Below are 23,957 nucleotides of genomic sequence, written 5' to 3'. Positions count from 1 at the left end.
CAGACGGCCTTTATTTTGTTGATGCTTAAGGATTCATAATCCGCGCAACCAAAGCTTTTTCTTTGCCCTGCATATTGGGGATCTTGACCTGAATGCCGTTGCCTGGAGCAACATCGACAGGCTGGCCTTTGCGGGTCATTTGTTCCAATTTGATGGTTTGGTTGCCGCTCGGGTGGATGATTTCGAGTGAATCGCCGACAGCGAAGCGGTTTTTGACTTCGATTGTCGCCCAGCCGTTTTCATCGATTTCGGTAACGTGGCCGACATATTGGCTTTGTTTGGCGATGGAATGGCCGGTCAGGTAGTTTTGGTAATCCTGAGTTTGGTGGCGCTCGAGGAAGCCGCTGGTGTAGCCGCGGTTGGCAAGGCCTTCGAGTTCGCTCAACAGGCTGTAATCAAACGGACGGCCTGCAACGGCATCATCAATCGCTTTACGGTAGGATTGAGCCACGCGGGCAACATAATAAAGCGATTTTGTGCGGCCTTCGACTTTGAGGCTGTCTACGCCGATTTTGGCCAGTTTCTCAACCACTTCAATACCGCGAAGGTCTTTGGAGTTCATGATGTAGGTGCCGTGTTCGTCTTCCATAATCGGCATCATTTCGCCCGGGCGGTTGGACTCTTCAATCAGGAAAACTTTGTCGGCGTAGGGATGGCGTTTTTGACCGTTGATGCCTTCAAAGTTTTGGTTGGCTTCTTCTTGGGCTTTTTCAAAGTTGAAACCTTGCAGAAGCTGGGCATCGCCTGCATCGCTTTCAGTGGCGTTGTGAACCTTGTAGTCCCAACGGCAGGAGTTGGTGCAGGTGCCTTGGTTGGGGTCGCGGTGGTTGAAATAGCCGGAGAGCAGGCAGCGGCCTGAGTAGGCGATGCACAATGCGCCGTGAATGAAGACTTCGAGTTCGATGTCAGGGCATTCTTGGCGGATTTCGGCGATTTCTTCCATGCTCAATTCGCGTGACAGAATAATGCGTTCGACACCGATGTTTTGCCAGAATTTTACGCCCCAGTAGTTGGTGGTGTTTGCCTGAACGGACAGGTGAATCGGCATTTCCGGCCATTTTTCGCGCACGGTCATGATCAAACCCGGATCCGCCATAATCAGCGCGTCGGGTTTCATGGCAATCAAGGGCTCCATATCGGAAACGAAGGTTTTGAGTTTGGAGTTGTGCGGCAGCGTATTGACGGTCAGGAAGAATTTTTTGTTGCGCTCGTGCGCTTCTTTAATACCTTGCTCGAGAACGTCGAGTTTGGCAAATTCGTTGTTGCGGGCGCGCAGAGAGTAACGCGGGCTGCCGGCGTAAACGGCATCTGCGCCGTAATCATAGGCAGCGCGCATACGTTCGAGGCCGCCTGCTGGCAATAAGAGTTCGGGTGCTTTCATGTTTTATGCTTTTTAAAATGTTTTCAGACGGCCCTCAAGGAAAGAGGGAAGGCCGTCTGAAAGATGTTTGAAGAATGGGCGGATTATCCGCTGTTTTTGTGTTTCGGTCAATTTTGTGTCGGGTTTGCGCTTTGTTTTTTATACGGAAAATGTCTTATATGATGAAAGGTGAAAAGGGGCTGCAATTCATTGGAAATGTAAAAAAAGCAGGGTTGGGTGGAATAATTTAACAAAAAACCGTTCAAGCAATGTATTTTCTTGTAAAATATCAAGCTTCATTTTAAAAAATATTCGGATTAGTTACCGATTTTGACCGACGGAAGGGTTATGGATTTTCGTTTTGACATTATTTATGAATACCGCTGGATGTTTTTATACGGCGTGTTGACAACGCTGGGACTGACGGTGGTTGCAACGGCAGGTGGCTCGATTTTGGGTTTGCTGCTGGCATTGGCGCGTTTGATCAATCCGGAAAAAGCCGGTGTGCCGATGCGTGCCTTGGCTTGGATGTTGCGTAAGATTTCTTTTTGGTATGTTACGCTGTTCCGCGGTACGCCATTGTTTGTACAAATTGTGATTTGGGCTTATGTTTGGTTCCCATTTTTCGTTCATCCAGCCGACGGTGTATTGATTAGCGGCGAAGCAGCCATTGATTTGCGCCGTTCTTATGGTGCGTTGATTGCCGGTTCTTTGGCGTTGATTGCGAACTCGGGTGCGTATATTTGTGAGATTTTCCGTGCCGGTATTCAGTCGATTGATAAAGGCCAAATGGAAGCTGCGCGTTCTTTGGGTCTGACCTATACTCAGGCGATGCGTTATGTAATTTTGCCGCAAGCTTTGCGCCGTATGTTGCCGCCATTGGCCAGTGAGTTTATTACGTTGTTGAAAGACAGCTCATTGCTTTCCGTCATCGGCGTGGCAGAGTTGGCTTATGTGCAAAGTACGATTACCGGCCGCTATTCTGTCTATGAAGAGCCGCTTTATACAATCGCGCTGATTTATTTGGTGCTGACAAGCTTTTTGGGTTGGGTATTCCTGCGATTGGAAAGCCGTTACAATCCGCAACACCGCTAATCGGTTTGAATCAAAAAAAGGAAGACTTTTTCAAGTCTTCCTTTTTTATTTGCCGTCAATGTTTCAGACGGCCTTGAATCAGAATGCTTCGCCGACTTTGACACCGCCTGCGATGTCTTTTGGCGTTGCCAGTTTGGCGGTTGCTTGTTGGGCTGCTTGGAATTCTTCGGTTGCCATGATGTTGGCAGCTTCTTGTACGGTCAATGTGTTGGCCATGTATTGCCAACGTGCTGCCAAGTCGGCGTTTGCTGGTGCGTGGAAGCCGTCTCGCAATTCATCGACCAAGTCAGGGCGGTTACATACCAGTACAATATCGCAGCCTGCTTCAAAAGAAAGGCGGGCGCGTTCTTTAATACCGCCGACACCGCATGCGCCTTCCATGGTCAGGTCGTCTGAAAAGATAACGCCGTTAAATCCGATTTCTTGGCGCAGGATTTGTTTCAGCCATTTTTCGGAGAAGCCTGCAGGTTGGCTGTCGGTTTGCGGGTACACGACGTGGGCAGGCATGACTGCAGCCATGCCTGCCTGGCTCAGTGCGCGGAAGGGGATAAGGTCAGCGGCTTCTAGCGCTTCGCGGCTGCGTTCGTCGCAAGGCAGGACGTGATGGCTGTCGCCTTCGACAAAGCCGTGTCCGGGGAAGTGTTTGCCGCAAGATTTCATGCCGCCTTTGTTCAGGCCTTTTTGCAGGGCAAGGGCAAGCTGGGTCACGATGTTGGCATCACGGTGGAAACTGCGGTTGCCGATGACGGCGCATTGACCCCAGTCCAAATCCAAAACAGGTGTGAAGGATAGGTCGATACCGCAGGCGGAGAGTTCGGTTGCCAAAACCCAGCCGACTTGTTCTGCTTGGGCGCAAGCGGCTTCTTTGCCTTCGTTGTCCCAAATTTCGCCCAATACGTTCATGGCCGGCAGGCGGGTGAAGCCGTCAATAAAACGTTGAACCCGCCCGCCTTCGTGGTCGACGGCGATGATGAGTTCAGGTGTGCGGACGGCTTTGATTTCTTGAACCAAAGCTTTGAGCTGGGAGACGTTTTCAAAGTTGCGGCGGAACAAAATAACGCCACCGACGGCAGGGTCGAGCAGGCGTTGTTTTTCTTCTTCGGTCAGATGATAGGCGGCGACGTCGGCCATGACTGGGCCGCGTGGAAGATGAGGCGTATTCATTGTTTCGTCCTGAATAATGTATATATTGGATAATCGTTATGTTCAGACGGCCTGAGAGTGTGGAAATATCTCAGGCCGTCTGAATATTGGTTTTGAATTAGGCAGTTACTTTTTTCTTGTCTTTTAAGATCAGAATTAACACAACCATCACGATGCCGGTTACCACAAAACCTAAAGGTGCAGAGCCGGTCATGCCCAGTGCGAGGTAGCCTGTGGCAGCAGACGCGGCTACGGTCAGCGCGTAAGGGAATTGCGAGGTAACGTGGTCGATGTGGTTGCAGTGTGCGCCGGTAGAAGAGAGGATGGTGGTGTCGGAAATCGGCGAGCAGTGGTCGCCAAATACGGCACCGGCCATTACGGCAGACATGCAAGGGATAATCAGCGATGGTTCGACTTTGACGGCCATGGCGGCGGCAATCGGCAACATGATGCCGAATGTACCCCAGCTTGTGCCGGTAGCAAAGGCCATTACGCCTGCGAGCATAAACAAAATCACGGGCAGGAAGCCTGCGTGGATATTGCCTGCTACCAAAGTGGAGAGGTATTCACCGGTGTGCATTTCGCTGACAACGGTGCTGATAATCCATGCCAAAATCAAGATGGTAATGGCACCGCGCATAGAGATGATGCCCTGCCAAATGGCTTTAGGATAATCGCTGGTTTTGATGGTACCGATGGTGCAGAGGATGACGGCCAATACGCCGCAAGTACCGCCGAACACGAGGGAAGTGTTCACATCGGTGTTTTCAAACGCGCTGAGCAAAGAGAAGGTTTCAGAAGCTTGCGCACCAGTGTAGATCATGGCGGAAATCGTGGCGACGATCAGTACCAAAACCGGCACAATCAGCGCGAATACACGGCCGTTGGGATGACCTGTTTCAACGGTTTCATCATGAATTTCATTCAAAGCGGCACGTTCCAAACGGGCCATAGAGCCGATGTCGAATGAGAACCAGGCAACGACAAACACCATAATCAATGCGAAGACGGCGTAGTAATTCATCAGGCTCATGGCCACGAATGCCCCCATTGGAGTGTAGTCTGTGATGTTGTAAGTCACCAAAAGGCCTGCCAAAGTAGCGATAATCGATGCGCCCCAGCTGGATACCGGCATCAAAACGCACATCGGAGCGGCAGTGGAGTCAAGGATATAAGCCAGTTTGGCGCGGGAAACTTTGAATTTGTCGGTTACAGGGCGGGCAATCGCACCGACGGCAAGACTGTGGAAATAGTCGTCAATAAAGGTAACGAATACCAGACAGGCAGTCAGCAGCTTCGCACCGCGACGGCCTTTGATGTGCTGTTTTGCCCAATCGGCAAATGCTTGGTTGCTGCCGGAATGCGTCAGCAGGGAAGTGAAAATCCCCAAAAGCACTAAAAAGAGCAGGATTTTGGGTTTGCCCAAAGACCAATCGCCGTCCGCCCAAGTCAGGCTGACAGCCATGTCTTTTAAGTGAACCAAAGCATCGAGTGGATTACCGCCTACCAGTAGGAATGAGCCGACGATAATGCCGACACCTAGGGACAGCAATACACGGCGCGTGGCAATGGCCAAGGCGAGTGCAATGGCTGCCGGGACGACAGATAAAATAGAATTTGAATAATTAATAAGTTGCATAATTATATTGTATATAAGCGGTGAAATATTTTCAGACGGCCTAAATTGGAAGGCGGATAACAAAATACCCACCGCCTCTGACAGATGGGTATTTTGTTATCTAACACATCATCATGCCGTCTGAAAAAATCGGACTACTGCAGATTTAGCGCGAGGAACAAAGTATTGCCGTCGCGTTGCACCAAAAGCGGTACGTTTTTGCCTGCGCTTTCCAATGCGCTACGGAAAGTGGATTCGTCATTGACGCTGATTTGGCTGACGGCAATGATTTCGTCGCCGCGCTTGAGGCCGGCACGTTCGGCCGCACCGCTAACGCGCAGAACGATCAAGCGTTGTTTGCCGTCTGCGTTTTCAACCTGCAGGGTAACACCTGCATTTTCAACGGTGAATCCGTCATGGCCGCCTTCGTGTTGAGGGTGTTCGGCTTCTTTGGCCGAAGTTTCCGTTTGTTCGGCTGCGCTGCCAAGTTTGACTTTGACATCGGTTTGTTTGCCGTCGCGCCAGATGCTCAAAGTCACTTCTTTACCCGGCATAATCGAGCCGACCATAACGGGCAAATCGCTGGAAGCGCGGACTTCTTCGCCGTTAACTTTGCGCACGATGTCGCCAACCTGCAAACCGGCTTGTTGTGCCGCGCTGTTCGGCATGATTTTGGCAATCAGCGCGCCGCTTGCTTTGTCCAAACCGAAAGATTTGGCCAAATCGTAAGAAACTTCTTGAATAACCACGCCTAATTGACCGCGTTGGACTTTGCCGTTGGCTTTTAATTGATCGGCCACATTCATGGCAACATCAATCGGAATAGCAAACGAAATACCCATGAAACCGCCGCTGCGGCTGTAAATTTGCGAGTTAATACCGACTACTTGGCCGCGGAGGTTGAATAACGGGCCGCCGGAGTTGCCGGGGTTGATGGCAACGTCGGTTTGGATAAACGGCGTGTAGTTTTCATTCGGCAGGCTGCGGCCTTTGGCGGAGACGATGCCTGAAGTTACGCTGTTGTCAAAGCCGAAAGGCGCGCCGATGGCGGCTACCCATTCGCCTGGTTTCAAATCTTTCGGATTGCCGATTTTGACAACCGGCAAGTCTTCTTGCGGCTCGATTTTTAAGAGGGCAACGTCGGATTGAGCGTCTGAGCCGACCAGTTTGGCCGTGTATTCGCGTTTGTCGTTGAGCAGGACTTTAATGTTGCCCATGCCGGCAACCACGTGGGTATTGGTCAGGATATAGCCGTCTTTGCTGATGATGAAGCCGGAACCGAAATTCAAAGCGTCGCTTTCGGTATCTTCTTGCGGCATGTCGGGCATATTGGGAACAAGGCGCTTGAAGAACTCGTAAAACGGATCGTTGTCGGGGAATTGGCTCAGGTCCATGCTGTGGTCGTCATCCGGTGTCGCAGTGCGTTTTGCCGGTGTCGCTTGAATATTGACGACTGCCTGTCCTTCGTTTTGCACCAGTTGGGCAAAGTCGGGCAACAACATACCGACTTTTCCGTCATCGGTATTGGTTTCTATGCGTTGGACGAGCTCTTTGTTTTCGTCTTTGCCGAAAAAGGTGCTGACTTTGTCGCAACCTGAAAGAAGGGAAGCTGAGAGGACAGCAAGGGCCAGATATGTGTTTGTTTTAATATTCACGAAAGTTCCTTTTGCCGGTGCCTATCATATTGTCGGCATGCGTTTGAGCCGGCAGGCAGTTTTATTGTTTGAATGCTGTTTAAATGTATAGGGTAGGATTTTACACTTTAACGGTTTTTTTTCAAGCATTTCATTTTAAATGAAAAAATGATAATTGGGATTTTATTGTTTTAAGGCCGTCTGAAAGCTTTGGGATATGACCTGTCGGTCGGTTCGCTTCTTTCAGACGGCCTTGAAATTGTGGTCAGTCGTGTTGATCCAAATGGTAGATCTGCGCCACGGCATCGATTAATTCGCTGTTGTCCGAGCCGGCTTTATTGAGCGTGCGTGTCGGAGAGTGGAGCAGTTTGTTGGTCAACTGAATGGAGAGGCGTTCAAGGACATCCTCGGCGGATACGCCTTTTGCCAGTTGCTTCATGGCATTTTCCAATACTTGGCGGCGTGCGCGTTCGCCTTCGTCGCGCAAGGCGCGGATAAGGGGAACGCTTTGACGGTTTTTCTGCAGGCGGATAAATTCGCTGACTTTTTCTTCCACCATGCTTTCAGCCGCCGCCGCTGCTTTTTTGCGCGCATCTTTACCGCTTTGGACAATGTCCATCATGTCGTCTACGGTATAGAGATATGCGTCTTCCAATTCGCCGACTTCGGCTTCGATATCGCGCGGAACGGCCAAATCCAGCAGGAAAACGGGCATGTTGTGGCGTTTTTTCAATGCGCGTTCAACCATGCCTTTGCCGACGAGGGGCAGTTGGCTGGCAGTGGAAGAAACAACCACGTCGTAATCGTGCAAAATATCAGGTAATTCGTTCAGCAGGCAGGCTTCGGCGTTGACACCGAGTTTGTCGCACAATTCCTGCGCGCGCTGGTGTGTACGGTTGGCAACGGTAATGAGCTTGGGATTTTTGGCGGCAAAATAAGTGGCCACCAGTTCAATCATTTCGCCTGCGCCGATAAAGAGGACATTCAGATCGGAAATGGAAGGGAAGATTTGCTCTGCCATTTTGACCGATGCAGAAGCCATGGATACAGAGTTTTCGCCGACGGCAGTGTCGGTACGCACTTCTTTGGCAACGGCAAAGGTTTTTTGAAACAGGGCGTTTAAGTGGGTGTTGATGCTTTCCTGTTCTTGCGCAACGCGGACGGCATCTTTGATTTGACCGAGAATTTGCGGTTCGCCCAAGACCATGGAATCTAAACCGCAGGCAACGCGGAAGGCGTGGCGGACGGTTTCATTATTATCTAAGGTATAGAGGTAAGGGCGGATTTCTTCGGCAGGTAGGTCGTGATATTGTGCCAACCAGTCGATGATTTTTTCGGTTTCACCGACGCAGTAGAGCTCGGTGCGGTTGCAGGTAGAAAGAATGACTGCTTCTTCCGCCGCCTCACTGCGCGCGAGGTTGGACACGGCATCCGGCAGATTTGCAGCTGCAAATGCCAGTTTTTCGCGTATGCTCAAGGGCGCGGTTTGGTGATTGAGTCCGACGACGGTAAGTTGCATGGTTATGGTATGACTGGGTAGTGTGTGTGGTGGGTATTATAGCTTAAGTGGGCTTTAAAATGAATGTGTTGGGGGAGAAGATACAATAAGGTTTGCCATCGAAAAGGCCGTCTGAAAAGATTCAGACGGCCTTTTTATAATGAAAGGCTTAAACGGCTTCTGCTTCTTCTGCCAAGAAACCGCGCAATTTTTGCATGGCTTTGGCTTCGATTTGGCGGATGCGTTCGGCAGATACGCCGTATTCGGCAGCCAATTCGTGCAGGGTCAAACCGCCATCGTCTTGCAACCAGCGGCTTTCAACGATACGGCGGCTGCGGTCGTCCAGTTGCGCCAAGGCGTTTTGCAGACCTTCGGTTTGCAGGGCGTAGTGGGCTTGTTTGGACAACTGATGGCTAGGCTCTGCATCGTGGTCGGCTAACCAGTCGATAGGGGCGAAATTGTCCTCGTCATCGTTGTTTTCTGCCATGATGCCGATATCGTGACCGGTCATGCGTTGTTCCATTTCCAAGACTTCGGACAATTTGACACCCAAATCGTCGGCGATTTCTTGCGCTTCTTTTGGAGACAAAGCATTCAGGTTTTTACGCATACTGCGCAGATTGAAGAACAGTTTGCGTTGCGGTTTGGTGGTGGCAACGCGAACCAAACGCCAGTTGCGCAAAATGAATTCGTGGATTTCTGCTTTAATCCAATGCACGGCGAACGAAAACAGGCGCGCGCCACGGCTTGGTTCGTAGCGTTTGACGGCTTTCATCAGGCCGATATTGCCTTCTTGAATCAGGTCGGCTTGGTTGAGGCCGTAGCCGTCGTAGCCGCGTGCAATGGATACGACGACGCGAAGATGGGACAGAATAAGCTGTTTGGCGGCATTGAGATCGCCTTTTTGTTGACGTTCGGCCAGTTGTGTTTCTTCTTCGGCGGTAAGCATGGGAATGCTGTTGACAGTATGAATGTATTGCTCGAGGCTACCGTTGCCGCTGTGGATAACGGGTAATGCAAAAACTTTATCCATAAAGGATGCTCTCCTTAATTAGGCCGTCTGAAAACGGCTTTTTGTTTATTGTGTGACAAGCAGTATAACACTGCCTGTAGTTTGTTTTGTTATGGGTTGGATTTTTTCTGTAAATTAACGATGGATTCAATAGTTTTTACTGCTTAAATCGCAAGGGTTGATTGTCTTAGAAAATTTGAGTGATTTGCTAGGTTTTGGATAAGTATATTACAAACATTTCTGTATGTAAATAGTTTTGGTAATAAAAAAGACCTTGTATAACAAGGTCTTAAAAAATTTTTATTCTGGTTTTTTCCGGCTAATCAGGATAAGGAATGCGCCGATAACGGCCAAAATGCTGATAAGCCATGTGGAGCCGCCTGCTTTCATATAAGGCGTTTCGCCGATATAGCCTTTGACGTGGCCTTCGAGGACGGTTTCTGTATCCGGTTGGGCTTCGGCAACAATCGTCCCTTTAGGGGAAATAATGGCGGTTGCGCCGGTATTGGTGGCGCGAACCATGTAGCGGCCCAGCTCCATTGCACGCGCTTGGGACTGTTGAAGCTGCTGATACATGGCATTGGATTTGCCATACCACGCCATATTGCTGATGTTGGCGAGCAGGGTAGAGCGTTTCGCCGTTGCGATGAGTTCGTCGCCGAAACCGTCTTCATAGCAGATATTGAAGGCGACTTTTTGATCCTTCATCACCAAAGGCGCTTGGTTGTCGCCGCCTTTTTGAAAGTCGGCCAAAGGCATATCCATCATTTTATAGAGACGCTCGGTAATGGCGGGCAAGGGTTTGTATTCGCCAAATGGAACGAGGTGGTTCTTGGCGTAGTAGGGGATGACATCGGAAGTGCTGTTGTGATATTCACTCAAATTGATGACTGCATTTTCGTAGCCGTTGCCGTCGGGCGTATATTGGCTGATACCGATGGCCAACGCGCTGCCGTTGCTTTGCGCCTGTTCGGCGAATTGTTCCAAGATACCTTCGGGCAGGTCTTGGCGCATCAGCGGCAGGGCGGTCTCGGGCAGGATGACGATGTCGGCACTGGTTTTGCTGATTTGTTCGTAGTATTTCTGAATGGTCGGAATGATTTGTTCTTCTTTCCATTTCAGATTTTGCTCGATATTGCCTTGAATCAGGGCGACGGTGCTGGTGCTGCCGTCGGGGCGGGTGTATTCGGTTTGTTGGGAAATGTAGCCGACGGAGCAGAGTGCAACGATAAGGAATAAGGGCAGCAGGCGGTGTTTCAGACGGCCATGATTGTCAATCAGCAACACCAGCCATGCGCTGAGGAAAGCGGTTGCCAGCGTGACCATATGAATGCCGCCCAAAGGCGCGAAGCCTGCCAACGGGCTGTCTTTGATGATTTGGGAATAGCCGATTGCACCCCAGCCGAATCCAGTCAGGAAACGTTCGCGGGCAAATTCTGCCAGCGTCCACAAAATCGGCAGCAGGAGGCCGGTTTTGGCCCAGCGTGACAGGTTGCATTTTCTCCACACCCAAAAACAGATGGCCGGATAAAGCGCAAGAAATGCCGGCAGCAGGAAGGTGAGGGGGATGGCGTATGAATCCGGCAAACCCGAAACGTCATGCAAGGCAGTGTGTATCCAATAAAACTGCGCCGTATAACCGATTAATCCGAACAGATAGGCAGTCATGACGGCAAAGCGCGGCCGCAATTCAATCAGGCGTATCAGCGCGCCAAACAACAGCGGCATCAGCCAGAAATGATAATACGGGGCGAAAGTGAACGGTGTCGCGGCGGCAATCAAGATGACCAGCGGCCAGTAAAGCAGTGGGTGTTGCCAATATTGTTCGAGTTTACGGAAAATATTCATGCTTTAAATGGTATTGAGGCCGTCTGAAAAGTTTTCAGACGGCAGTGAAACAAAATCAGTCTTTTTGAAACAATTTCATTGCAGGTAGGACGATTGCGCAAGCCAATGCGCCGGCGGCTACTCCGACCACCAGATTGGCGATATGTTCCATCATGCCGCTGTCCCAATGTTGCGCGTGGAGGAAATCGTGCAAAAAGCCAAGGTTGTGGGCGATCAGTCCGCCGCCAACCAAGAACATCGCCAGCGTGCCGACAATGCTCAAGCCGCGCATAAACCAAGGCATAAATGAAATCAAACCGCGTCCGATACCTTGCACGGTGGCACTTTTTTGGCGCATCAACATCATGCCGAGGTCGTCAAGTTTGACGATAACGCCGACCAAGCCGTACACCAACACCGTCATGCCGATACCGATGGCAACCATAACCAAAGAACGTGTTATCAGGTCATATTTTTCAACAACGCCCAGCGCGATAATAATAATTTCGGCGGAGAGGATGAAATCTGTGCGGACCGCACCTTTTACTTTTGTTTTTTCGTCTGTGACTTCTGGCTCGGCATCGTGTCCGTCTTCGTGTTCATTGCGGTGTAGAAATTTGTGCAACAGTTTTTCTACGCCTTCAAAACACAAATACACACCGCCTATCATCAGCAAGGGCGTAATCAGCGCTGGCAGGAAAGCGGAAAGCAACAGTGCAAGCGGCACCAGAATCAGCTTATTGACCAGAGAGCCTTTTGCCACCGCCCAAATAATCGGCAATTCGCGCTCGGCGGATACGCCGGTTACCTGATTGGCGTTGAGCGCCAAATCGTCACCGACCACGCCGGCGGTTTTTTTTGCGGCGACTTTGGTCATCATCGCTACGTCGTCCAAAACGGCGGTAATGTCGTCCAAAAGCGTAAAGAGAGAGGCGAAGGCCATAATGTTGTCCGGATAAAATCAAATAAACGCGCGATTATATATGAAAATTCAGTTGCTTGAATGTTTTTCAGACAGCCGTTGACGGAAATTAACCAAAGGCCGTCTGAAAATGCTATTTCGGCGTATAACGTCCCGCCATGGCTTTATACACCATATTTTCGTATTTCAAGGCTTCATAGCGTTGGTTCAGCAGGTTTTGAGCCGAGCTGTATTCCGAATTCAAAGCCTCCAGCCAGTCTTTCAACTCGTTTTTACCGTGTTGGTAGCGTACTTGATAGTAATGGCTGTTTTTCTTGTCTAACTGATAACGCTGTTCTTGATTGGCAAGGCTGGACTGCGCGTTTCGGTAGGCAAGGTAATTGGTGTTGACCTCGTTGAGCGCGGTGGTCAGGGCTTTTTCAAAATTCAGCTTGGCACTGTCCATCTCCGCTTGTACGGTTTTGTCTTTCCATTTCATGGTCTGCCAATTAAGGAAAGGCAGATTGATGGTGGCCGATCCGCCTAACATGGGGATATTGAACGTGCTTTTCGCTTTATCGGAGGACGTACTCAGACTTGCGCCCAAAGTAATCGACGGATACCAACTGCGTTTTTGCGCGTTGACCGATTGTTGCGACGCTTGCAGGCGGTATTCGGCGGCGCGCAGGTCGGGGCGGTTGGCCAAAACGGTAATCGGTACGTCCAAGTTCACGCCTTTGACAGGCAGCAGGCGGAATTGTGCCGGATCGGCGGCCATGTTTTCAGACGGCCTTAAATTCAACAAATTACGCAAAACCTGTTTTTGCGTATCCAAATTGTTTTGCAAAGACAATAGGCTGTTTTCCGCGCTCAGCAATGACTGTTTGGCTTGGGTCGGCTGGCTTGAGTCGGCCCTGCCGTAGCGGAACTTGGCATTCGCGATGCGGTTGATTTCCTGATATTGCTTCAGCGATTTTTTTGCTAACTCGATGGCTTCGTTCAGGTAGGCGATATTGAAATACGCATCGGCGACATTATTAATCAAAGTCAGGCGCGTGTTGGCCATGTCTTCATGCGTAGCTTGGTATTCCCATACCTGCGCATCGGCAGTAGCACTGAGTTTGCGCCACAAATCCAATTCGTAGCTCAAACCAAGCTGGCTGCTGAAGGTATTGCCGTGGCTGCCGGTTTTCAGGTTTTTAGAAGCGTTCGCGCCCAACGAGCCGCTGAACGAAGGCACCAAATCCGCACCCAAAATATTGGCTTGATACAAAGCCTTGTTGACGCTGATGGCCGCCTGTTTCAAATCGACATTATTCGCCAACGCCTGCTCCATCAGCGCGTTGAGCTGCTGGCTTTGGTAGATTTCCCACCAGTTGCCGTTGACATCGTAGCGTTCGGCAGTTTCCGCCGCGCTCATAACTTGGCCGGTCGCTTCCAGTGTCAGGTTCGGATTGGCTTTAGGTGCAGCGCACGCACTTAGGGCAAGGGCAACAGCCAATGATAAGGCTGCTTGGGAAAAAGGTTTCGTCTTCATAAAAAATCTTTCGGGTAACAGCATTTCAGACGGCCCTAAAATAATAGGCCGTCTGAAACATAATCAATCCTGAGCCAGCGCATCAATCGGGTTGAGCTTGGAAGCTTTGTTGGCAGGCATAAAGCCGAATGCGACGCCGATGGCGGTGGAGCAGACAACTGCGCCGATGACGGAAGTCATGGAAATACTCATCGGGAAGTCGGTGACAAAGTAGTTGAACACCAGGCTGATGCTTGCGGACAACAATACGCCTGACAGGCCGCCGATAATACAGATTAAGACGGCCTCAATCAGAAACTGTTGCAAAATATTGTTGCGGCGTGCGCCGATTGCCATGCGGACGCCGATTTCTTTGGTGCGCTCGGTAACGGAGACCAGCATGATGTTCATCACGCCGATGCCGCCGACCACCAAAGAGATGACCGCGATGGAAGAAATCAGCAGCGTCATGGTGCCGGTTGTGCTTTCAACCATTTCTTTAATGCTGTCGCTGTTGTTCATAAAGAAGTCTTCTGTACCGTGGCGTGCTTTCAGCAGCTCGGTCAGGCTTTTTTCGGCAACTTGCGTGTTGGCATCGTCTTTGATTTTGACAACGATGGAGTTGGTATAGCTTTCGCCGGTAATTTGGTGCATGACCGTTGTATATGGCGACCAAAGCATCAGCGAGTCGGAATTACCAAACGAGTTGTCATCCTTTTTCATAATGCCGATGACGGTTAGCGGGCGTTTTTTGAAAAGGATGGTTTTGCCTAAAGGATTGACACCTTCGCCGAAGAGTTTGGTTTTGGTGTTTTGGTCGATAACGACGACTTGGGCATCGGTTTTTACATCGTCATCATCAAACAGACGGCCTTCTTCCAATTTCAAACCGCGCACGTCGAAATATTGTTCGCCTACGCCGTAAAGCGAGGCGGTCAGGTCGGTGTTGCGGTAGGTCAAGGTGCCGCCGGAGTTGGTTTGAGGGGTAGCAGAGGCGACGTAGCTTTGTTGGCTGATGGCTTTTGCGTCATTAATCGTCAGCGTTTTGATCCGTCCGCTGCGGCGGTCGCCAAAACCACGGCCGGGGAAGATACTGATGGTGTTTGTGCCCATCGAGTTGATGTCTTCCAAGATTTTTTGTTGCGAGCCATTACCCAATGCCACTACTGATACCACCGAAGCGATACCGATGATAATCCCCAGCATGGTCAGCAGCGAACGCATTTTGTGCGCCATAATCGCCTGCACCGACATTTTGAATGCTTCCATAAATTGATCGTAATAAAACGACCAGGAAGCTTTTTCTTTAATCCGTTCTACTTTGCTTGGCGGAATATCCGGATTTTTAGACGTATCCGAAATAATCTGACCGTCGCGGATTTCGATGACGCGGTTTGCGTTTGCCGCAATGCCCGGATCGTGGGTGACCATAATCACGGTATGCCCGTCTTCGTGCAGCTTATGGATGATTTCCATCACGTTTTTACCGCTGGCGGTATCCAATGCGCCGGTCGGCTCGTCGGCAAAGATGATTTCGCCGCCGTTCATCAACGCGCGGGCAATCGAAACGCGTTGTTGCTGACCGCCGGAAAGTTCGCTGGGTTTGTTGCCTTCTTTATTTTGTAAACCCAAATCGCCCAACAGTTTTTCCGCACGTTCTGCGCGCTCTTTACTGTCCATGCCCATATACACGGCAGGCAGGGCGACGTTGTCTCGGGCGGTCAGCGAGCTTAACAGGTTGTAACGCTGGAAAATAAAGCCGAAACGCTCACGGCGCAAAGCCGCCAGTTCATCCGGCTGCATTTGCGATGTTTCGATGCCGTCGATTTGATAAGAGCCGGAAGTAGCGGTATCCAGACAGCCCAAAATATTCATCAGCGTCGATTTGCCTGAACCGGACTGGCCGATAATCGCCACAAAGTCGCCTTTCTCAATAGAAAGGCTGACATCTTTCAATACATGCACACGGTTTTCACCGCTACCGAAAAAACGGTTGATATTCTTACATTCGATTAAACTCATAATCTTTCCGGGCGAAAAATAGAAATACAGGAACTAAGGCCGTCTGAAACACAGTCAAATTTTTCAGACGGCCTTAATCAATCAGCGAGGAGGGCCGCCGCCCATCATCGCGCGTTCGCTGCTCTTATTCTTTTCATCTGCGCTCATTTCAGAAATGATCACTTTTTCGCCTTCTTTCAAGCCGCTTTTGATTTCGGTATTCATGCTGTCTTTCAAACCGACGGTTACTTCGCGCTCGACAGCTTTATTGTCTGCGCCCAAAACACTGACAAATGATTTGCCGTTATGCTTTTTCACGGTCAGAGTCGGTACCAGCAAGACATTCTTCACGCCGTTGATTTCAATCGTATTTTGAGTGGTCATGCCGATGGAGAGCTTGCCGTCATTATTCGGCACAAGGGCGCGAGCATAGTAGTAAATCGCATTGGAAGTCGTGTCCGTGCTACTGGTGTAGCTGCCCAAAGACATGGTGGTCAGGCCGGGGTCGACGCTGTCTAATTTCGCTTTAATCGGGGTGTCCGGCTCGGACAAAATGGTGAACGAAATATCCTGACCGGCTTTGACTTTCGTGATGTCGCCCTCGGCAATCTGCATTTTGTTTAACATGGTTTCCAAGTTGGCCAGTTGAATAATGGTCGGCGTAGATTGCGCCGCATTGACGGATTGGCCTTCTTCAACAGGAATGGCGACTACGGTGCCGTCCATGGTGGCGGTAATCCGCGTGTGGCCTAGTTCGGATTCGGCTGTATTGATGGAGATTTTTGATTGTTTGATAGCGGCTTTCAGTTCGGCAACATTGGCTTTGGCTGCGGCTAAAGAGTCTTGTGCAGATTCCAAGTCTTCTTTGGAAGTTGCCTGTTCTTTCCATAAGGCAAGTTCGCGTTTATATTTTTTCTCCGCACTGGAAAGCGCGATTTCGGCAGAAACCAATTTTGCCTGATAGGTTTCCAGTTTGGATTTTTCGGTATTTAAGGTATTGATCTGATTGGTTGAGTCGATTTCTGCAATCAGATCGCCTTTTTTCACTTGTTGGCCCAGTTTCACATACAGTTTTTTAATCTGACCTGAAGCTTCCGCGCCCACGGATACCAAATTGGAAGGTGAGATTTCGCCGGTTGCCGACACGGTTTGACGGATATCGCCGCGTTTGACTACTTCTGTAATAAAAGAAGACTGAGGCTCAGGCTTCATCAAAGACCAGCCGCCGAAAGCCGCTGCTACTACAACAGCCGTACCGGCCGCCCACTTGAAAACTTTAGACATATAAAAGGAACCAATTCAATAAAATAACGTCGCAGACAAGCAACAAATGTATTGATAGAAACAAAAAAACAACTGGATTTTACTGTAAAGACCAAGTCCGACCAAGAGACGGTCGGTTTAAATTGAAGTTTAACTTATTGAAATAAAAAATAAAGGGCAGTAAACATTTTTCAGAACTTGCACCTCATTTACATAAATTCCCAAACTCCCTCCGAATCTGAACATTTAAGCTGCAAGAAAACTACTATAATATTCACGTCTTATTCTAATTATTTACGACATAAATACAATGAAACACCAACAAGGCTTCACGCTTATCGAGCTGCTGATAGTCGTTGTGATTGCAGCCATTCTTGCTACCATCGCATATCCGTCTTATCAAAACTACATCCGCCAAACGCGCCTTGCCGCCGTCCGCACGCAGATGCTGCATAACGCCCAACAGCTCGAACGCTACTACACTCAAAAAAGGACATTTAAGGATTTTCCTGCTGAAAATTTACAGCAGAATGAATATTTCAATATTAGTTTTTCCGAAGGTACGGCTTCTATGCCTAATCCTTCCGATTCAGGTTATATTTTGAAGGCCGAACCCAACAAAGAAACCAATGCAAATGAAACCTGTACCGTTTATTACAACGACAGCGGCATCATCTGGGCAAGCAGCGACAAGCAAAACTGTCCCGGTTATGAAATGCCAAAATCAGAATAAATCGAAATATAAAAGGCCGTCTGAATTTCAGACGGCCTTTTTAATGGTTTGGCTGTATAAGTACATTAGCCTAAACAGGGCAAAGATCAGTAATCCCGACCCGATGCGAAGTCAATCTTAGCCTTTGCGGCGCGGTTCGTCAGGGCGGATGCGGGAAGCCAGTTGGTCGAGGATGCCGTTGACGAATTTATGGCCATCGGTGCCGCCGAAAGTTTTGGTAACTTCGATGGCTTCGTTGATGATGACAGGGTAGGGGGTCTCAGGCATGGTGCTCAGCTCATGGCAGGCAACCAGCAAAACGGCGCGTTCGATAGGACTGAGGTCTTTTTCGTCGCGGTCGAGCAGGGGGCTGATTTTTTCCATGTATTCTTCAGCATGGGTTTGTGCGCCGAAAAACAGTTTGTTGAACAACTCTTCATCCATATTGGATGTTTGGGACAGTTCGTGGATGTTTTTGGCAATTTCGGGAGCGGCAGTTTTGTTGATGCCTGCTTGATAAATAGCTTGTACGGCAAGCTCGCGTGCGCGGCGGCGTGGGCTTTTCATGGGTATTCCTTGTGAAGAGAGTGCCGATGGTTGTCGGCTGAATATTGAATGATTCAGACGGCCTCAATATCATGATTGAGAGGCCGTCTGAAAATATGCGGTATTCAATACGGGGAGAAGCTTATTCTTCGTCGTCTTCGTATTGTTCTGACAAAAGATGGTTGACCAAGTTGGCACATTCTACGGCAACTTTGGCAGCATCGGAGGCTTTTTCTTCGATACGTGCAACGGCTTGTTCGTCGTTTTCAGTCGTCAGGATGGCGTTGGCGATAGGGATGTTGTAGTCAAGGGCAACGCGGCTGACACCTGCTCCGGACTCATTGGATACCAATTCAAAGTGGTAGGTTTCGCCACGAATCACAACGCCGATGGCAATCAGGGCATCGAATTGTTCGGAGGATGCGAGGTTCATTAGCGCGATAGGCACTTCAAGCGCGCCGGGAACGGTGGCAAGCGTGATGTTGTCTTCGGATACGCCCAATTCTTTCAAGGTGCGGCAGCAAACTTTGACCATTTCGCTGCCGATTTCGTTGGTGAAGCGGGCTTGAACGATGCCGATGCGCAGGTTGGTGCCATCGAGGCGTGGTTCGATAATGTTCATGATGATTCCTTCAGTATTTGTGAAATAGGGATTCGGCTCGGTTTCAGACGGCCTTGTTATAAAGTAGGTCGTCTGAAACGAAATAGGGATGGGTTATTCTTGCGGCTGCCAATCGGCAACGGCTTGGAACTCGCCGTCTTCGTTCAATTCCCACGCGCTGCCTTCTGCTTGAGCCAGCAGGGGCGCGATGTCGGGATTGTCTGCGGTAATGGCAGAGAGGCTGACAATGCTGAAATTGTCGGGATTGTCGGTGTATTCGTCAGTTTCGTCGCCGCTGAAAATACGCCAGCCGCTGTCGTTTTCAAATACGGGGGCTTCGCGGTAGAGGAAGCCGACGGGCTCGCCTTGTTCGGCGACGGTGTTGGTGACGATGCAGCGGTCGAGCGCTGCGGCCAATGCTTGGGCAAATTTGTTCATGGAGTTGACAAAGAGATGATTTGGCATGATTTTACACGATTCGCCGCTTTTCCGCACGGATGTGTGCAGGGGCGGTTTGATGGTACAATGTCGGCAAGTGCCGTCAGGTTTGAATATGACGGCTTTTGATTGTTTATCGGCTTGAGGGACGCAAGAAACAATGAGCCAAAATAAAAAAGTTGCCGGTGTAGCCTTTTTATTTTGTTTCACTGCGGATGAGGCGTGCTTTCCGGCTGTTTTTTTGAAAGTATGGAATGAAACCTGATTTGCTCAAACAGCAGGCGCATCGAGCGATTCAAAAGCGTCTGGGCTATGAGTTCCGCAATATGGAGCTGCTCCAGCAGGCTTTGACCCACCGCAGCTACAATGCCAAACACAATGAGCGTTTTGAATTTGTCGGCGATTCGATTTTGAACTATTCCGTGGCGAGGATGTTGTTTGACGCGTTTCCGAAATTGTCGGAAGGCGAGTTGTCGCGGATGCGTGCGGCTTTGGTAAATGAAGGCGTGTTGGCTGAAATCGCGTTGGAAATGAATGTCGGCGACGGTTTGTATTTGGGTGCCGGCGAGTTGAAGAGCGGCGGTTTCAGACGGCCTTCAATTTTGGCTGACGCGATGGAGGCGATGTTTGCGGCGGTCAGCTTTGATGCGGATTTTTCTGCGGCGGAAAAAGTGGTTCGCCATTTGTTTGCGGAACGCGTGAAACGTGCGGATTTGAATATCGGCAAGAAAGACAGTAAAACTGCTTTGCAGGAAGCCTTGCAGGCACGCCGCTTTGCCTTGCCGAAATATCGAATCGAAGAGCAGGCGGAGCAGACGGCTGATGCGATGTTTGTGATTTCCTGTGATTTGGGTGAACTCGGTTTCATCTGCAATGCACGCGGAAGCAGTCGGAAAGTGGCCGAGCAAAAAGCGGCATGTGAAGCCTTAGAGTGGTTGGAACAGAAGTTTCCTTTGAAAAAAGCTAAAAAATAATACTTCAGACGGCCTTTGAGAAAATGCAAAGGCCGTCTGAAACAATCAAGAAAGTCATATATAAATGGATATCGAAACCTTTTTGCAAAACGAGTCGCAACACCCGACAGATTATCGGTGCGGCTTTGTGGCCATCGTGGGTCGCCCGAATGTCGGCAAATCCACGCTGATGAACCATTTAATCGGTCAGAAAATCAGTATTACCAGTAAAAAAGCACAAACCACGCGCAACCGTGTAACCGGTATTTACACCGACGACACGGCGCAATTTGTGTTTGTCGATACGCCGGGTTTCCAAACCAATCACCGTAATGCTTTGAACGACCGTCTTAATCAAAACGTAACCGAAGCGTTGAGCGGCGTGGATGTGGTGGTTTTTGTGGTAGAGGCCATGCGCTTTACCGATGCCGACCGCGTGGTGCTGAAGCAGTTGCCTAAGCATACGCCTGTGGTATTGGTGGTCAATAAAATCGATAAAGATAAAGCCAAAGATAAATTTGCGCTTGAGGCGTTTATCAATGAAGTACGCCAAGAGTTTGAGTTTGCCGCCAGCGAGGCAGTCAGCGCGAAACATGGTCTGCGTATTGCCAATCTACTGGAACTGCTCAAGCCGTATCTGCCGGAAAGTATCCCGATGTATCCGGAAGATATGGTAACGGACAAATCCAGCCGATTCTTGGCGATGGAAATTGTGCGCGAAAAATTGTTCCGCTATTTGGGTGAAGAGCTGCCGTATGCGATGAATGTTGAAGTGGAGCAATTTGAGGAAGAGGAAAGCGGACTGTTCCGCATTTATATCGCGGTGTTGGTCGATAAAGACAGCCAAAAGGCGATTTTAATTGGTAAGGGTGGGGAGAAATTGAAGAAAATTTCTACTGAAGCCCGCCTTGATATGGAAAAATTGTTTGATACCAAAGTCTTCTTGAAGATTTGGGTGAAAGTGAAATCCGGTTGGGCAGACGATATTCGTTTTCTGCGCGAATTGGGTTTGTGATTTAATGTGTTTGAATAAAGGCCATCTGAAAAACTTTCAGACGGCCTTTGTTTATCAAGCCAACAGTTCAGCCAAACGTTTGACGATTTCATCTGCTGCTTGGCGTTTCGATGTTTCCGGAAATGAGGTTTCGGCAAGGTCATCAATAATGGTGATTTGATTGGTTGGCTTACCCATGGAAACGGAAACTTGGTTGGCCACCAGCATCGGTACGTTTTTGCGCAAACGTTTTGCCCGTGCAAATTCCAAAACCTGATGGCTTTCGGCAGCAAAGCCAACGCAGAATGGTGGAGAAGGCAAGGCGGCAATGGATGCGAGAATATCCGGATTTTCCGTCAGTTTGATAATTGGAGGCTGATTGCCGTTTTTCTTTAGTTTCTCGTTGCTGCTGTTTTTGACTTTATAGTCTGCAACGGCTGCAACGGAAATAAAGACATCTTGTTCATGGATATGGCGGTGAACTGCCTGATACATGGCTTCTGCGCTGACAGCTTGTTCGGAATGAGCCAAGCCTGCCGGCAAAGCCGTCTGAATTTGGCCGTAAATCAGCGTGACTTTCGCTCCGGCAGCACGGCACGCACGCGCTAAAGCCATACCCATTTGTCCGCTGGAAATATTGGTAATGCCGCGGACAGGATCGATGGCTTCAAACGTTGCGCCGGCTGTAATCAGAACTTTTTTGCCGCTCAGCAGCTTTGGTGTCCATAAATCCTCTAGCAAATCTGCCAGATCGATCGCTTCAACCATTCTGCCTGTACCTGTTTCGCCACAAGCCTGTTCGCCACTGTTTGGGTAAAACACGGTAATGCCGTCTGAAACCAGTTGCGCAATATTGCGCAGGTTGGCAGGGTTGTTCCACATTTCGACATTCATTGCAGGCGCAACGGCCAAAGGACATTTTCTGGCTGCAGCCAAAGTAGTCAGCAGGTTGTCGGCCAATCCGTTGGCAATTTTGGCAATCGTATTGGCAGTTGCAGGCGCAATAAGAAATGCATCAGCCTCACGCGTCAGATTGATGTGCGCCATGCCATTATTGGAAGCACCTGAATAGGTATCCGATAAAACAGGGTTGCCGGTTAAAGCTTGGAAAGTCAGCGGGGAGACAAATTCTGTCGCAGAATCTGTCATCACCACTGATACAGAATGTCCTTGCTTTTTCAGCAGTCTGACCAGTTCGCAAGATTTATACGCCGCAATACCGCCGGTAATGCCGAGGAGAATGTGTTTGCTCATAAATAACGGGTTCATGAAATGAGATATATAGGAATCAAATCAAATTAAATTTGTTCGATGTTGATTCTGGCCAGTTTTGCTTTAATCGCATTGCCATATCTCTTCGGTAGGAATGCTGAAACCACCCCGTTTTTCACTTCAGTCACATAACTGCAGACTTTAAATTCAGGAACAACATTGAGCGAGTAGTCCGGATTGACCAAAGGCGAAGCACTGGAGTACAGCGTCCATCTTGCCAGACTGCCGTCTTCATAATCAGTCGTTGCATTAAAGCTGGTAACCCCTTCGCTGAAAGCGATTTGATAATTAGAGTAGAACTCGCCGGGAATTTCGTGTGCATTACAGAAATCAAATAATCTGTCATGTGCAAACAGGTTCTGACGGATATAGGCCCACAATTCTTTTTCTAGAAAATCTTGGTCGGCAAAATGTCTGGAAGGGTAGCCCTCGTCGACAAAGTTTTGAATTCTTGCCTGCATATCTGGGACTGCACCCGCTTTAGCGCCCCACATGCCCGCAAGAATCAGGGCAGTATGCGAGCCTGAGTCGCGAATAGTGTGGAATAGGGTGCCACTTTTTATCCATTCGGATACGGCTGCTGCATCACGATAACAAATAATAGAATCTGCATCACGGAAAATAACGTATTCAACCTCGGGATCATTGATGGCAAGAAAGCGCCACATCGTACCCGGCCAGTTGTCCAATGGAGCGCCAACTTTAATCACTTCTGCACCGTTATTTCTAAATCGTTGAATAGCTTCAGCCGATACAGAATCGTCAACATAAAAACGACATGTCCAACCGGGGAAAAGCACAGGCGCAAGCTGGGTATTCAAGACGGCAGGTTCAATATATTTGGAATTATTGCCAAATAAAGAAAAGGAGATAATCCGTTTGCCGTTTTTTGGAGCTGGTGTCGGAATGATTTCATGTTCTAGGTCTGGAATGGCTTTATCTTTTAGAACCAAAGCCTGATGACCGTAAAACCCGGTTTTTTCCCAATTATCTAGAGCGCCGTAAGCATGGGCAAGTAAATCCAAAGCAGGAATATAGGTGCTATCCAGCTCTAGCGTTTTCATTTCAGCCTCAATGGCTTTTTCCCATTTCAATTGCTTCAGATAGGCATAAGCAACTTTATGATGAAATTCGACAGATTGGGGGTTGAGAAGGCAAAGAATTTCGGCACGTTTAAGCGCTTCCTCGTAATTTTCCTCTTCGATAAAAGAGTGATATGCTTGTTCAAATTTTTGTTGAATCTTTTCGTTACTCATAATAGGGACTATTCTAAATTTATGATTGTTTTATTGGGGAAAGTAGAGATTGTAAGAGTAGATAGGACTAAAGCGCCAGTAATATAGAGATATAGAGTGCTGAATGTGGCAAATAAGAGCAAAGCCGTAGGACTATTTATCTTAGGATATCTGTTTTATTTATCGAACGATAAAATTCAATAAATTTTAAATTGTTTAAATACAGATAGTTGTGAAAAAATTTTAATTTTTTTGAAACTGGGTGTTGACTGGTTTTGTTGTGAGGCGTATAGTTCGGTTCTTCGCTGCTGACGCGGTGAAGAAAACGAAGCAGACAG

Annotated in this window: 21 protein-coding genes; 4 read left to right on the top strand and 17 right to left on the bottom strand. The window is 49.1% G+C overall.

Translation table 11 applies throughout. The features are described from left to right. Positions 1 to 25: 25 nt before the first annotated feature. A complete protein-coding gene (gene trhP, locus ACTHS8_RS06100) occupies positions 26 to 1,381 on the bottom strand; it encodes a prephenate-dependent tRNA uridine(34) hydroxylase TrhP (RefSeq protein WP_049350962.1) in 1,356 nt (451 codons plus the stop codon). A gap of 327 nt (positions 1,382 to 1,708) precedes the next feature. Here trhP and ACTHS8_RS06095 point away from each other — a divergent pair, with 327 nt between their 5' ends. After that, a complete protein-coding gene (locus tag ACTHS8_RS06095) occupies positions 1,709 to 2,455 on the top strand; it encodes an amino acid ABC transporter permease (RefSeq protein WP_440373254.1) in 747 nt (248 codons plus the stop codon). A gap of 78 nt (positions 2,456 to 2,533) precedes the next feature. Here the strand turns inward: ACTHS8_RS06095 and nagZ are convergent, their stop codons facing one another. The 10 genes from nagZ to ACTHS8_RS06045 form a co-directional block, all read right to left on the bottom strand. Beyond that, positions 2,534 to 3,619 carry a beta-N-acetylhexosaminidase gene (nagZ, locus tag ACTHS8_RS06090; protein ID WP_440373253.1) on the bottom strand — a complete coding sequence of 362 codons (1,086 nt, stop codon included), beginning with the start codon at positions 3,617 to 3,619 and terminating at the stop codon, positions 2,534 to 2,536. Between the two features lie 97 nt (positions 3,620 to 3,716). Continuing rightward, complete coding sequence (locus ACTHS8_RS06085; protein WP_440373252.1) at positions 3,717 to 5,237, bottom strand: Na+/H+ antiporter NhaC family protein; 1,521 nt, start codon at positions 5,235 to 5,237, stop codon at positions 3,717 to 3,719. 134 nt (positions 5,238 to 5,371) lie between these two features. Then, positions 5,372 to 6,871, bottom strand: a complete 1,500-nt coding sequence (locus ACTHS8_RS06080; protein ID WP_440373251.1) for a DegQ family serine endoprotease — start codon at positions 6,869 to 6,871, stop codon at positions 5,372 to 5,374. A gap of 244 nt (positions 6,872 to 7,115) precedes the next feature. Beyond that, entirely contained in the window at positions 7,116 to 8,369 is a 1,254-nt protein-coding gene (gene hemA / locus ACTHS8_RS06075; RefSeq protein ID WP_003684306.1) for a glutamyl-tRNA reductase, read from the bottom strand. A 148-nt stretch (positions 8,370 to 8,517) separates the two neighbouring features. Continuing rightward, positions 8,518 to 9,381 (bottom strand): RNA polymerase sigma factor RpoH, encoded by an 864-nt coding sequence (gene rpoH, locus ACTHS8_RS06070; RefSeq protein ID WP_440373250.1) that lies wholly within the window; start codon positions 9,379 to 9,381, stop codon positions 8,518 to 8,520. Between the two features lie 279 nt (positions 9,382 to 9,660). Next, positions 9,661 to 11,208: an apolipoprotein N-acyltransferase gene (gene lnt, locus ACTHS8_RS06065; protein WP_440373249.1), complete on the bottom strand. Its 1,548-nt coding sequence runs from the start codon at positions 11,206 to 11,208 to the stop codon at positions 9,661 to 9,663. 55 nt (positions 11,209 to 11,263) lie between these two features. After that, a complete protein-coding gene (locus tag ACTHS8_RS06060) occupies positions 11,264 to 12,130 on the bottom strand; it encodes a DUF808 domain-containing protein (RefSeq protein WP_440373248.1) in 867 nt (288 codons plus the stop codon). Between the two features lie 112 nt (positions 12,131 to 12,242). Further along, positions 12,243 to 13,625: a TolC family protein gene (locus ACTHS8_RS06055; RefSeq protein WP_440373247.1), complete on the bottom strand. Its 1,383-nt coding sequence runs from the start codon at positions 13,623 to 13,625 to the stop codon at positions 12,243 to 12,245. A gap of 63 nt (positions 13,626 to 13,688) precedes the next feature. Beyond that, entirely contained in the window at positions 13,689 to 15,626 is a 1,938-nt protein-coding gene (locus ACTHS8_RS06050; protein WP_293205166.1) for a MacB family efflux pump subunit, read from the bottom strand. Between the two features lie 81 nt (positions 15,627 to 15,707). Then, complete coding sequence (locus ACTHS8_RS06045) at positions 15,708 to 16,889, bottom strand: efflux RND transporter periplasmic adaptor subunit (RefSeq protein ID WP_188209865.1); 1,182 nt, start codon at positions 16,887 to 16,889, stop codon at positions 15,708 to 15,710. Positions 16,890 to 17,178: 289 nt separating this feature from the next. Here ACTHS8_RS06045 and ACTHS8_RS06040 point away from each other — a divergent pair, with 289 nt between their 5' ends. Continuing rightward, a complete protein-coding gene (locus ACTHS8_RS06040) occupies positions 17,179 to 17,601 on the top strand; it encodes a type IV pilin protein (protein WP_440373246.1) in 423 nt (140 codons plus the stop codon). A gap of 117 nt (positions 17,602 to 17,718) precedes the next feature. On the opposite strand, the gene nusB is transcribed toward ACTHS8_RS06040, so the two are convergent. The 3 genes from nusB to ACTHS8_RS06025 all read right to left on the bottom strand — a co-directional run bounded on the left by nusB (position 17,719) and on the right by ACTHS8_RS06025 (position 19,165). Then, on the bottom strand, positions 17,719 to 18,147 hold the full coding sequence (gene nusB, locus ACTHS8_RS06035; RefSeq protein WP_049350952.1) for a transcription antitermination factor NusB: 429 nt from the start codon (positions 18,145 to 18,147) through the stop codon (positions 17,719 to 17,721). Between the two features lie 121 nt (positions 18,148 to 18,268). After that, positions 18,269 to 18,748, bottom strand: coding sequence for a 6,7-dimethyl-8-ribityllumazine synthase (ribH, locus tag ACTHS8_RS06030; protein ID WP_036493252.1), 480 nt, complete (start codon positions 18,746 to 18,748; stop codon positions 18,269 to 18,271). 93 nt (positions 18,749 to 18,841) lie between these two features. After that, positions 18,842 to 19,165, bottom strand: coding sequence for a DUF2185 domain-containing protein (locus ACTHS8_RS06025; protein ID WP_371508234.1), 324 nt, complete (start codon positions 19,163 to 19,165; stop codon positions 18,842 to 18,844). 254 nt (positions 19,166 to 19,419) lie between these two features. On the opposite strand from ACTHS8_RS06025, the gene rnc reads away from it, so the two are divergent. Both rnc and era read left to right on the top strand, forming a co-directional pair. Beyond that, entirely contained in the window at positions 19,420 to 20,139 is a 720-nt protein-coding gene (gene rnc, locus ACTHS8_RS06020) for a ribonuclease III (protein WP_003683027.1), read from the top strand. Positions 20,140 to 20,203: 64 nt separating this feature from the next. Next, on the top strand, positions 20,204 to 21,133 hold the full coding sequence (gene era, locus ACTHS8_RS06015) for a GTPase Era (protein ID WP_036493257.1): 930 nt from the start codon (positions 20,204 to 20,206) through the stop codon (positions 21,131 to 21,133). A 54-nt stretch (positions 21,134 to 21,187) separates the two neighbouring features. On the opposite strand, the gene coaBC is transcribed toward era, so the two are convergent. The 3 genes from coaBC to ACTHS8_RS06000 all read right to left on the bottom strand — a co-directional run. Next, entirely contained in the window at positions 21,188 to 22,366 is a 1,179-nt protein-coding gene (coaBC, locus tag ACTHS8_RS06010) for a bifunctional phosphopantothenoylcysteine decarboxylase/phosphopantothenate--cysteine ligase CoaBC (RefSeq protein ID WP_440373245.1), read from the bottom strand. A 44-nt stretch (positions 22,367 to 22,410) separates the two neighbouring features. Then, positions 22,411 to 23,640 carry a tetratricopeptide repeat protein gene (locus tag ACTHS8_RS06005; protein WP_440373244.1) on the bottom strand — a complete coding sequence of 410 codons (1,230 nt, stop codon included), beginning with the start codon at positions 23,638 to 23,640 and terminating at the stop codon, positions 22,411 to 22,413. Positions 23,641 to 23,776: 136 nt separating this feature from the next. Continuing rightward, positions 23,777 to 23,957: hypothetical protein (locus ACTHS8_RS06000; RefSeq protein WP_440373243.1), on the bottom strand; the 181-nt coding region annotated here is incomplete at its 5' end.

The sequence above is a fragment of the Neisseria sp. P0016.S008 genome (assembly GCF_051957775.1).
Classification (GTDB): domain Bacteria; phylum Pseudomonadota; class Gammaproteobacteria; order Burkholderiales; family Neisseriaceae; genus Neisseria; species Neisseria flavescens_B.
Note: the sequence above shows the minus strand (reverse complement) of the source record. Positions and strands in the feature narration are given on the sequence as shown.